Below are 12,473 nucleotides of genomic sequence, written 5' to 3'. Positions count from 1 at the left end.
TAACTAATGCACCAAGAAGATCCAATATGGGAAGATCAACAATCAGAGAATAACAATAAGGTAGCTGTTGGTCAGTTACCATCAGGTTTTAGTAATAAGTTATTAGAACTTTTGAATGCTTTAAAGAATAGACCAGTAATTCTTATTGTTAGTATCAGTGTAGTGCTATTCTTAATCTTTTATTATTTTTCTGAAGCCAAGGTAGAGAGGTTTGAAGAACAGAAAGAAAAGCGTACATCTCGCAGTCAAATATCAGGGGTAGAAAGGGCCGTAGATCCAAGGGCTAAATGGACGGAAGAAGTACTAAAGGAAGTTAAAACTATGCAAAGTAAATTAGAAAGTTTAATAGAAAGTAAAGCTGTAGAGACCAAGAATTAAATTAATGATTTTAAGCAGAAGCTTGAATTGCTGGAGGAGAATCAGCCTCAGCCCCAAATTTTGTCAAATGAAATAAATCCTGATCATTTTCGTTTGCAAGATTTGCCAAATGAGAACCAAGAACAAGTAATACCAACTTTACCAGCAAAAAGACAATTTGGTCATGTTAAAAGAGCTGGGGGTAATATTAACAAAGATGTTAAAGACTATATTACAACTGGTAGTTTTGCTAGAGCCGTGCTGCTTACTGGTGTAGTGGTTGGAACTGGCACTAATAATGCCGCTAGCCCAGAGCCTATAATGCTGCGGTTAGTAGATACAGCTATTTTCTCGAAAGAATATAAGACAGAACAAATCAAGGAGGCTATTCTGATTGGCTCTTGTAGCGGAGATATTTCTTCAGAAAGGGCTAAGTGCAGGCTGGAGACTGTATCGTTGTTGAATCGCAATGGGGAGATTATCGAGAAGCCTGTTGAAGGTTGGTTAATAGGGGAAGACGGCAGGCCTGGTGTTAAAGGCCTGGTAGTTGATAGATCCTCTGAGGTGGCAAGAATGGCTGTACTTAATGGCGTGCTGGGCGGTATTGCTCAATTCTTGCAGAACCAGGCAACTAATGGCATATTCCCAATATCACCATTGACTGGTCAGCAGCATGCTTTAAAAGGAAAAGATTCACTAAAAGCTGGAGTATATGCGGGCAGTGGTAATGCTTTAGAAAAGCTAGCAGATTTTGCTATCAAACGTGCGGAAAGCATGAGTCCAGTAATTGTTGTGGCTTCTGGTCGAGTAATTGATGTAGTGTTTAGAAAAGGTTTTGATTTAAATCAGGATAAGCTTGACGATGAATCTATTAGGTTGCTGCCGCCAACTACTACTGATTATTCGCAAAATAGAACAAATTATCACAGTTACCAAAATAGTGATGAGGACACGTCTCATGTGAGTTCATTTTCAAATAGCAGGCAAGAAGGTAGGCAGTCTTCTCAGGCCAATGCTAAATTAAAAGAACGTTTTATCAAGGGAAATGAAGAGGAGGAAGATCAAATCCAAAACAACTTAAATAATGTTAATTGGCAGCAACAGTTGAAGCAACCCTCCTCACTCCAAGGTAATTTTTGATGAATAATAGTTTACTAATTAATTTTTTATTGCTGGTATTTTTGAGCGTAAATATTTCAGGATGTAAATTAATGCCATACAAAAGTGATTTCGATTGTCCTATTCCAGAAGGGCAAAAGTGTAAATCTTTATATGAGATTAATAAAATGACTGACCAAGGTATATTTGATCCTAATAATAATTATGGTGATGTGCTGGAGCCAAACAAATGTTGCAATAAGTTTAATAGGTTACATCGATGAAAGCTCAGGTTCACCAAGATTTTGCTCGAGAAAGATTAGCAAAACATTTTGTCTATGAGTCATATGATGAAAGATCTCAGCTATTCTTCAACAGAGGATCAGTAGGATTTGTGTTGCTTGGCTGGCCGTTAGTAGGAACGAGCTTGCAAGCCCAAGGAGAGATCGCTGAGTTTTTGCGGAATGAAGAGAATTTACCAGCTGGCAGTAGCTTGCAGGTATTGATGATTGGCAGTCAGCATATTGATCATTTTTTGGTTAATTGGCAAAATCACAGACAAGGTGAGATTTTCTGTAAATTAGCCGAAAGAAGAGTAGAATTTTTGAAACTAAAAGCGAAAACAGAAGGCACCATAAAAGATATGATATTGTTAATTTCAATGACTATTCCCGGCATTCAAACAAATATTGATGATATAGTTAGAAGAAAAGAATGCTTGAGCGATACTTTTAAATCTATTGGTTTAGTGACGGAAAATGTGGATGCCAAGCAATTGCTAAAATTTATTCGCATTATTTTTGGTTGGCAGGAGGAGGAACACGCGGAAATTAATCCTTATGAATTGCTTTCTGAGCAGATTTTGCCTGGAAACTTTTCGCTATTTGAGGAGCAAGATCACGTAAGGCTTAATGATAATCAAGCTTTTATCAGCTTAGAAGCCAGCAAAAGGCCGCTGGAGTGGCAATTATCAGCGATGGATTTATTTTTAGGCAATGAAATGCGGCGCGGTGAATATATTAAATCGAACTTTCTGATTCATTTTGGTTTGCAAATCATGCTCAATCAAACTATCGCTAAGACTTCAGCAATTACCAAGCGGGAAGCCTTAGAGAGAAATATTGCAGCTGGTATGGGTAAGTTTTTTTCTGATTTAATTGCTGAAGCTCACGATATGAATGGGGTAGTTGCTTCTCTGCAAAGCGGTGATCGGGTAGTAAATATTCATCTCAATGTTATCATGTGGGATGAAAAAGAAAAAGCCAAACAGTCAGCTTCTCAAGTCTGCTCCATGTTAAGGCGCAGCGGCTGGTACTTTACCCCTTGCACCTATGACCATTTGCCAATAGTGCTAGCCTCAATGCCTATGCAATTAGTAGAAGAAGTAAAAAATTATGTAGGAGAAGGATTTAATTATATATTTGGTCAAAAAATAGGAGGGCTTGGAGTAGCGCTTAGTAGCTTGGGTCGAGGTAAAAGAACCATCTCCTCTGAGAGTAAGGTGTTGCTACCAATAGTAGGGGAATGGAAAGGTGACTTAAGCTCGCCTGGAATGTTACTTACTGGGAGAAGAGGTCAAATTATGTACTGGTCACCTTTTGGTTCAGCATTGCTACCCACAGTGAAATCGCATAGTACTGCACCTAACGAGAATTTTAATCTTTGCATTGCTGGCGTACCTGGTTCAGGTAAATCAGTGTTTATGCAAGAACTAATGTTATCAATTTTAGGAGTTGGCGGCAAAGTATTTGTGTTGGATTATGGTCGGTCATTTAAACGCAGTTGTCTGCTATTAGGTGGAACCTATATTGAGTTTGATGTTAAAAACCCTATTTCTATTAATCCTTTCTCAAGGGTTCCAGAAGGAGATGATGAAAGAGCAAGTGAAGCAAGATCTGACTTTTTATCAAGTTTCCCCTCAATCTTAGCAACTATGGCAGCCCCACAATATGGCACTGGCACTAGTGATTTGCAACAACCAATGCTCCAAAAAGCTTTAATTGCGGTGTGGCAAGATAAAGGAGCAAAAGCTGAAATCACTGACATTGCTAATTGGTTGCTTGCCCGAGAGGAATCTTATGCTCAGGAACTTGGTAATATGTTATTTCCTTTTACTCGAGAGGGACAGCATGGCAAATTCTTCAGCGGTCCAGCGCAATTATCACTAAATTCTGAGATAGTAGTAATTGAAACTGATCATTTACGCAGCACTCCAGAATTACTGGCAGTAATAGTCCAAATCATGATCGTTCATATTAACCAAACTATGGTTAAAGGTAATAGGGATAGGCCATTTTTGATTATGATAGATGAAGCCTGGAAATTACTGGCCGGCAAGCGCTCTGGGGAATTTATTGAAGAAGCCGGTAGAATCGCTAGAAAATATAACGGCTCGATAACGCTCGCTACCCAGCAACTTACTGATTATTTTAGACAAGAAGGATCAGCATCTGAAAAGGCTTTTGAGAATTCTGCCCATAAAATAATTTTAAAACAAAACCCTGAAACATTTAAAGCCATGCGAGCTAACCCTAAGCTAGCAGGCTTTGTTGATGAAGAATGGAAGCTGAATTTACTGCAATCTATTCACTCTAGCCCGCCGCATTACAGTGAAGCAGCTATTTATGGCCCGAATGTTCATGGAGTAATTGGTAGCCTAATGATTGACCCATTCACCTTGCTGCTTACTTCTACTAATGCTAGAGATTATCAGGCACTAGAGGATCGGATGGTTAGAGGAATGAAGGTTGCTGAAGCAATTAATGATGTGCTGAAGGAAAATAGGATGGGGTTATGACGCCTAACATAATAATGATCTTTAGTTTTACTACTATACTGGCTTTCAGTGCTTTAGCTTTGGAGAATAAGCTGAAAATCAAGGATTACGGAGTACGCGGAGCTACTTTCCAGGTTATTGAACAATCAATGTTAGAAGTAATTATGGCAAAACTAAAAGCTGCCAAAGAAGGTGGGTTATTAGAAAAAATGCAAGAGGAGTTTAAAGAAAAAGTAAAGAAAAAAATAGCAAGACCCTTGCCTGTACTAGGATTACATAAAGCTATTAAGGCTAGAAGCTGGAAGTATGATCCAACATTTACTCAACAGACAACTATAAAAGACCAAAATGGGAGAGTGATAGTACCAGCTGGTACAAAAGTTAATCCTCTTGTTGCCCTAAGTTGGGGAGATCCTTTAATCTTAATTGATGGTGATGATGCTAGCCAAGTAGCATGGGCTAAAGCGCAGCAAGGTAAAATTGTTTTAACCAATGGTAGCCCAATCGAATTGAGTCAAACAGTAAATAGAGAGATCTATTTTGATCAAGGAGGTATGTTAGCAACCCGTTTTAAGATCGAAGCTATACCAGCAATCATAGAGCAAGATGGCAAAGAGTTAAGGATTAGAGAGGTCGCTCTATGAGGAATGTTATAATAATTTTTACTAAAAATACCATAATATTAATAATAGTGTTTTCTTTAAATAGAACTGCCCAATCAGCAGTAGATTGCGTAGGACGTTTTGTGAATCCTATCACTGATGTTTGTTGGAAGTGCCTGTTTCCGATAACTATAGCAGGCGTGAAAATAGCAGGTAGCCCTATGGCTGATACTCCTTCTGCCCGAAACTTACTATGTTTCTGCCCGAGACCTGGTATAGCTGTACCAGTTCCTGGTATCCCAATTGGCTTTTGGGAGCCGGTGCGGCTGGTTGACGTTACTAAATCACCAATGTGTATGGTTAGCCTTGGCGGCATTAGTTTAGGGACAAGCAGTCAAAGAGGCATAAAGGATGATAAAGAAGGAACCGCCTTTTATCACGTGCACTGGTATATTTATCCAGTCATTTATTGGTTAGAGATTTTACTAGATTTTATGTGTTTAGAAATGGCCTCGGTAGATGTAGCATATCTAACTGAATTTGATCCACTTTGGGGTGATGATGCAAAATCAGCAATCTTAAATCCTGAAAGCTTGTTATTTGCTAATATTGCTGCTCAAAGCGTATGTATTGCTGATTGTATAAGCTTGAGCACCGGACAATTATCCAATGATGCGATGTTTTGGTGTGCCGGCTGTCAGGGCTCTATTTATCCATTTACTGGCACGACTCCATATCATAATGGCGGAGTTGGCACTTCAACGCTAATAGTCTCTAAATTTATGGCTAAACTGCATAGGCAGTTAATGTTATGGGGATATTACGGTACAGAAGGCTTATGCGGTAAATATCCAATGCCGATAATCCAGAAGAGCCAGTATCGCTTGCAAATGACTTATCCAATACCAGAAGTGAGTTCTTGCAAAAAAATAGGAGAAACGGAAGTAACTTGGCAATCAGGTAGGGAATTTCCAATTAAAGGTGAGGATTTTGGTTACTTAATTTGGAGGAAACGTGATTGCTGTCTCTGGTAATTTAAGAGATGTTTAATATGTTAAAAAATTTCAGGACACTAATGCTTATAGGCTTATTATTGTTAAGTAGTGTTAATGCTTTAGCACAACCTCAGACTTATATTTTTGTATCGTTCTCTATGCCGGATGCAGCATTAAAGGAATACTACTTAGAAGCACAACAAACAGGTGCCATTTTAGTAATGCAAGGATTAAGAGATAATTCATTTATGCAAACAAGAGATAAAGCTATGGAACTTGGCATTAATTTTAATATAGATCCCAATCTGTTTGAGGAATATCAAATTAAACAGATACCAGTAATAATAGTTGATGATGGGAAAGGGTTCGTCAAAAAATTAACAGGTCATATACCTTTAAGTGAGGTGCTTAAGATTATGGAAAAAGATGATTATAAAAATTTACCGTAATTATTTGGTTTTTATGACGATTGCTTTGTTGTTACTAACTTATGAACCAGTATCTATTTTAGCACATTCCATGCAGGATAGTTACAATCAAGCAGAAGCTTATAGAAATGACACCAAGCTTGGTAATCCTAACTCTATTGGTAATAAGGTGATATTTAATAAAGATGCGAATGTCTCAAATTTAACTAATATGAGAGACCAGGATTTAACTAATCAAGGGGGTAATATTTTAAATAATAGCCTCGAGGGTAAATTTCTCCAGCAGATGGAAATGAAGAAAATTGATGCTATTCAAGAATATGATCTGAATAGTAAAAATCCTCTAATAACGAATGCAACAGAGGTTGCAGCTGATCCTTTGAAACATACTGAAGGTAGTAATTTTAGTTCTAGTGAGGTTGTCACTAAAACTAAGATTAGTAAAAGTTGCACTGAAGGTGTTGACTTTGAGATAGATATAATAAAGCAGTTGCATTTAGAAGTAGAATTGATTGATAAATGGGGTGACCCGCAAAACCGTAGCATGGCAATCAGTGAGAGTGATCTTCATGCTAGCTGGCTTGAGACAAAAATTAAGGAACATTATTACAATAAAGATAATTGGTGGAGAGCACACTATCAAAGAGTACGTGAGGAAGATTATAATGTTGGGCAACAATTAAGAGTTATGATTGCCACTAGACAACAGATCTTACTGGAAAATATTGGTGAAGTAAAAGTTGGTTATACTGATAAATCATGTTGGTTATTATATCATATAACTGTACCGACTGCTACAGTACTTAATTATACATATCGAGACAAAATTAAGGAATTTAAAGAAAAAGGTGAATATTGGCAAGTCATTAATGAAGAGTCAGAAAAATTAGCAGAAGAAAATGAATGTCATGAGCTAAATCGTCTCTGTTTAGAGAGTGGTAATAAGATCTTCTTTAACAGCTATGTTATAAACCGCCCATGTTGGAAGGAACAGATTACTTATCAGTGTAGTAGTAACCCTAGAGATGGTTGTAATCATTTAAAAGTTCAAGGCTGCCAGTTAGAAAATAGTACCTGTTTGAAGAGAAATGGTAATATCTGCTTATTATGGCAAAGAAATTATAGCTGTTTTAACGAGAATAAAAGCTTAAGCTCTTCTCTAAACGGTGCTTCGATGTTTTGCCTCGGAGGAGATTGCCATACACCAACTATAGAACAGAATACTGATATCTCCAATGTTGGTTATTTAGCCATGTTAAATGGAATGAAGAAAGATATGCAATTAGAGCCAATTGAGGTGTTTAAAGGTGAAGCAAATAGCTGCCGGAAAAATATTGTTAACTTTCTTAATTGTTGTTCATCAATGAAAGGTTGGGGGAAGGATTTGGGACTTGGAAGGTGCAAAGCTACTGAAAAAGCTTTGGCACTCCAAAGAAATAAAGGACAGTGCCATTTTATTGGCACTTACTGCTCAGAGCGTGATCCAATATTTAAGCAATGTATAACCAAAAAATCTACTTATTGTTGTTTTAATTCAAAATTAGCAAGAGTCTTCCAAGAGCAGGGTAAGCAGCAACTTGGTATTAGTTTCGGCTCAGCTAAAAATGCTAATTGTCGGGGATTTACCGTAGAGGAATTACAAAGGATAGATTTTTCAAAATTTAATATGGAAGAATTATTTGCTGATTTACTTGTGGAAGCCAAAAATAAGATGGGTAAGAATTTTCCTAAGCAGCTACATAATCAGATACCAGTAATGCAAAAACAACTACCGATTAACGGTAAAAGTCATAATTCTAATTTATCATATTGAGATGGGAAGATGGCAACTAAAACTAATATTAACATGGTTAAAGTGATGCTCATTAAGGATATTAATAATTTTATTATTAATCAGTTATCAATTATTAGGAGCATTCGCAAATAGTGAAGGAATAAGTGATAATATGGGACATATAAGACAAAAATGGCAAGAAAAACCTAAAGGGTTCTTGTGGTATAATGAGCAGTTAGTACAGAAAATCAAGGAATCACAATATTCTGATCTCAAACTATTGTTGAAAGAATCACCAGAACCTCATGACAGGAGAATAGAATCTTTAAAGCAAAAGTTTAACAGAGCACAGCGTAAAGCACTTGATAACCCAACTCTAGAAAATGTCATTAAAGCTCAAAGGTTACAGAAGCAAATAATGGAGAAGTCCCAGAAATTTGCTACTATGTGGCAATTGGCTAGCTTAATGGATTATCAATTAACTAATTCTTTTGAACCAGCTAACAGTTTGCATAAAAGATTATATCAGGAAAAGCTTGAGCAAAATAGTAGCCAGAGATTACGAGATTTAAGCAAAAATTTTGGCTTGATTTTTCAAGTTAGTAATCAATGTTCTTATTGTCATGCCTTCTTGCCTATTGTGCAACAATTTACAGCTAAATATGGCTTTCAATTACTGTTGGTCTCTAGTGATGGTGCAAATTTTCAAAATATAAAAACTAGCAAAGATACTGGTTTATTACAAAGATTAAATCCTAAACAAATTGTTCCAGTATTATATTTGGTTGAAAGTAGCGGTAATAGAATATATCCCATTGCTAGAGGGATAATTTCTGAAGACAAAATGATAGAAAATATTTTAGCAATTGATCAAAATTATCAGAAGCTTTATAAGTGAGAGATAGAGAATGAATAGCAAAATTCATAGTACTAGTAGCAAGATATACTTAACAATAATAGTTATAATCTGGTTGATTCAGCTACCAACTTCCTTTGCTTGGAATATAAATGACGTCTTTCAAGGAATGAGTACTAATGTGACCAAACCTGGTTCTTATCAGGATCAAGCAGCTGGTTATTATGCAGCTGGAGGATTATCAATGCGAACTAGTAAGACGTCGTTCAATCCAATATCGATGACGGCACCCTCTTTAACAATGAGCTGTAGTGGGATAGATGCATATTTGGGAAGTTTCTCAATTATTTCTGGTGAGGAATTAGTGCAATTAATGAAAAATATTGGCTCGCAAGCTAAAGCTTATGCTTTCTCGCTTGGGCTTAAAACCTTTGCCCCGCAGATAGAGAATGCCTTAAAGGACTTGCGGAATTTAGCGATGGAATTAAATCAATTTGCCAAAGGTGACTGCGAAATGACCAAAGCTATTTTTGCTTCAGTGTTACCCAAAGATTCAGCTATGCGTGAATCAGTCTGCAGAGATTTACAATTAGGGTCAGGTATGGATTATTTTTCTGCGAGCAAAAAATGTCGGAATGATTTGGAACAAAAGCAAGCTTTGCAGCAAGCTCAAAACAAAGATCCAGAGATGATGCTGGGAGATTATAATATTTTTACTAAGGCAGCAGAAAAAGCTGGTATTCCACTAGATATGCGTAACTCTATTATGTCAATGATTGGTACTATCATTGTGAAAGATCATAATGTTTATTTCTTTGATTCACTTGCCAAAGATGAGAAAAGCTGGATTACTCATTTAAAAGGAGGAGAATCCGCATCAGTGTATGCTTGTGATGATAGCAGTTGTTTAAACCCTAGCTTAAGGAGGAATATCAGCATTCTACCTGAGCAATCCTATCAAGGTAAGGCTAAAACAAAATTGGATGAATTAAAAAGTAAACTAGCTAGCAACAATGAATTTAACAACATGGATATAGCCTTCCTCTCTTCAATAGGAGAAGCTTTTCCGATTTATGATTATATCACGTTAGAAGCTATTTCAGGCGTGACTATTTTAGATAGTTCCTCAGAATTAATTGCTAGTTATACATTACTGCAGCATTTAAAGGAAGTTATTTCTGAAGTGAGAAAAGCAGTCACTTTACTAAAGAGCAAACAGGTATCTGATCAACATTTAGTTGCATATTTAAAAGCCTTAGATCGAGTACAGATTTTTGCTACTGAAAAATGGAGTACGATGCTAACTAATGCCGATCAGATTGACCGAAGAGCAAGGCTAATAGAGCAACATATTATGGCAAAAGAAAGAAGTTAAAGAACAAAAATTATGGACTATGTAATACATACCTTTGGTGGTGGTGATATATTGTGGCAGATTTTTAACGGCATCGGTAGGGTATTTGCCTCTGATAGTGAATATTTTACGCCCGTAGGGAAGTTTGCTTTAACTATAGGTGGTATCTGGGCTGGAACCAGGACTATTTTCAAGGGGAATATCGGCATATTTGCCATGGAGTGGTTCTTTCCATCATTCTTCATATTCATCTTTTTGTTTGCCCCAAAAGCCACTATTTGGCTAAAAGATGAGGTGTCAATGAGCGCTCCAGTAAAAATTGATAATATTCCTTCAGGTGTAGCTTTCTTTAGCTCAGTTGCTTCAAGAATGAGTTACACTTTATCTGAAATGCTAGAGAAGCATTTATTGCCACCTGATGAAGGTTTAAATTCTAGAAAAACTGGTATTATGTTCGGCACAAAAGCCGTGGGGAAAATTAGAGATATTCAAATACAAGATCCTATCACCTTAACGAACAGTAAGGAGTTTTTACGACAGTGCTTCATGAAACCTTATATTATTGGTAATATCTTAGGAAAAAAAGCAGAAGCACAACAAACTAATGATATCATTAGCTTTATCGAGCAAAATATGCCTAATAATTTTGGTATTTATTACCGAGATCCTGGTAACTCTGCTATTTCCTTTAAAACCTGCAAGCAAGCTACACCTTTGATCAAAGGGGCTATTAACAAAGAACTACATGATGGGGTTACTGACAAAATTTGCCTCGGCTATTGGCGTACAATCTGATAGGCCTGAAGTGTTAAATTATCGGCTAAAAGCAATGACTTCCGATACACTAAAATATTTGAAAAAAGAACAAACGGATATTCACAGTTGGATGAAACAAGCAATGTTACTTAACGCTAATCGTGAATCTTATGACGACTGGCGAGAGAAATTCTCTTTAACTAGAATTTATCCCCAATTAGTCAGTATGAACGCCACTAGAGGCTTATTCCAACAATCATTCTCCTATTTAGTAGCAGGAGAAATGGCGGCTAACATTATGCCAATTTTGCAGTCAGTATTCTTTGCTTTGGTCATTTGTATGATCTTTATTGTGTTTCCAATGTCGATGCTACCTGGCGGATTTAATATTTTAAAAACTTGGTTATTGATGATAATTTGGGTTGCCAGCTGGCCAGTATTCTTCACCATCATTCATTGTTTAGGAATGATAAGCTTAGCTGGTAAATCCACTTCTCTAGCGGTAAGTGGTTTAAGCATCTTATCACAAGGTAGCTTTGCTGAAATGACTTTGCATAGTTACGCCACATTCCAGATGCTAGCCGCTTCGGTACCAATGCTATCATGGGCTGTATTAAAGGGATGCGCTCATGCTACTACAACGCTGGCTAACCAATTCTCACCAGTTGCAGTAGCAAGTGGTATAGGAGCTAATATTGCTGATAATAATATTTCTATGGATAACTACAATATCGGCAACCGCACCATCGTCCAGCAAAATCTAGCCCCCTCTTTGCAATTAGGAGCTGGCATAATTGACGATGGAGGAATGAGAGTTACTAACAGTGATAGCGGTAAACAATTTATCACTGAATCAGTAGATTCTTTAGTTACTAACTTTCGAGCTTCACAACTTTGGTCAGATAGCCTGCAAAGTCAATTTATGACGGCCCAAAGTAAAATGGGATCATTAACTAATAGATCAAGTATACTTAGCTCCCAAGAGCAGAGACAATCTGAGAGCTTAGCCTTAAAATGGGCCCAAAGTGATTCCATGATTCAAGGCTTTTCATTTAGTGAAAATCAAGCAATCAAAGAATCTATTTTACAAGGACAATCTCTTAATGAAAATTATGGTAGTAGCGAGAGGAAAGAAACTGCTACTAATACAAACGCAAGTTTAGGGTTTAATTTTGGAGTTGGAAATGTGTCTACAGGAACAAGTAGTAGTAATAATAGAGTCACTAATCATGAAATATCGGCAACTCAACAAAAAGCTTATAACGATGCTTTAGAAAAAGTAAAGTCAGCTCAAAAAGATAGTCGTATTAGTACTACCAGCGATGAAGTGAAATCACTAGGTAAAGATTTAAGTAGTACCTGGAATGAACAACAATCAGTTGGCAGAGAAATAGCTAAAACAGCGCAAACCATGCAACAATTAACCAATCAAAGGAATTATGTTGATAGCCATTCTGCTACTATCGACCACATATGA

The 12,473-nt window shown here is 36.9% G+C and carries 8 protein-coding genes and 2 pseudogenes; all 10 read left to right on the top strand.

From position 1 onward, the window contains the following. Positions 1-6 precede the first annotated feature (6 nt). Positions 7-1,497: pseudogene (locus tag REIS_RS06665) on the top strand (TraB/VirB10 family protein). After that, positions 1,497-1,739, top strand: a complete 243-nt coding sequence (locus tag REIS_RS06660; protein WP_008580491.1) for a conjugal transfer protein TraV — start codon at positions 1,497-1,499, stop codon at positions 1,737-1,739. The pseudogene REIS_RS06665 and the gene REIS_RS06660 overlap by 1 nt, the downstream one beginning before the upstream one ends. Further along, entirely contained in the window at positions 1,736-4,252 is a 2,517-nt protein-coding gene (locus REIS_RS06655) for a TraC family protein (protein WP_008580490.1), read from the top strand. The genes REIS_RS06660 and REIS_RS06655 overlap by 4 nt, the downstream gene beginning before the upstream one ends. Further along, positions 4,249-4,875, top strand: a complete 627-nt coding sequence (gene traW, locus REIS_RS06650) for a type-F conjugative transfer system protein TraW (RefSeq protein ID WP_037213840.1) — start codon at positions 4,249-4,251, stop codon at positions 4,873-4,875. The genes REIS_RS06655 and traW overlap by 4 nt, the downstream gene beginning before the upstream one ends. After that, complete coding sequence (gene traU / locus REIS_RS06645; protein WP_008580487.1) at positions 4,872-5,867, top strand: conjugal transfer pilus assembly protein TraU; 996 nt, start codon at positions 4,872-4,874, stop codon at positions 5,865-5,867. The genes traW and traU overlap by 4 nt, the downstream gene beginning before the upstream one ends. Positions 5,868-5,875: 8 nt before the next feature. Next, positions 5,876-6,277: a TrbC family F-type conjugative pilus assembly protein gene (locus REIS_RS06640; RefSeq protein WP_338109783.1), complete on the top strand. Its 402-nt coding sequence runs from the start codon at positions 5,876-5,878 to the stop codon at positions 6,275-6,277. Positions 6,278-6,290: 13 nt separating this feature from the next. Beyond that, positions 6,291-8,069 (top strand): conjugal transfer protein TraN, encoded by a 1,779-nt coding sequence (traN, locus tag REIS_RS06635; protein ID WP_152540696.1) that lies wholly within the window; start codon positions 6,291-6,293, stop codon positions 8,067-8,069. A 133-nt stretch (positions 8,070-8,202) separates the two neighbouring features. Continuing rightward, the gene (locus tag REIS_RS06630; protein ID WP_008580484.1) at positions 8,203-8,928 is read left to right on the top strand and encodes a conjugal transfer protein TraF; all 726 of its coding nucleotides are present in this window, start codon (positions 8,203-8,205) and stop codon (positions 8,926-8,928) included. A gap of 10 nt (positions 8,929-8,938) precedes the next feature. After that, positions 8,939-10,261, top strand: coding sequence for a conjugal transfer protein TraH (locus REIS_RS06625; RefSeq protein WP_008580483.1), 1,323 nt, complete (start codon positions 8,939-8,941; stop codon positions 10,259-10,261). A 9-nt stretch (positions 10,262-10,270) separates the two neighbouring features. After that, a pseudogene (locus REIS_RS17400) lies at positions 10,271-12,464 on the top strand (conjugal transfer protein TraG N-terminal domain-containing protein); the annotation flags it as partial. Positions 12,465-12,473: the final 9 nt, after the last annotated feature.

Origin of the sequence: Rickettsia endosymbiont of Ixodes scapularis, from assembly GCF_000160735.1 — a bacterium.
GTDB classification, from domain to species: Bacteria; Pseudomonadota; Alphaproteobacteria; order Rickettsiales; family Rickettsiaceae; genus Rickettsia; species Rickettsia tamurae.
The sequence above is the reverse complement of the archived record's forward strand: the minus strand, read 5'-3'. Positions and strand labels throughout refer to the sequence as shown.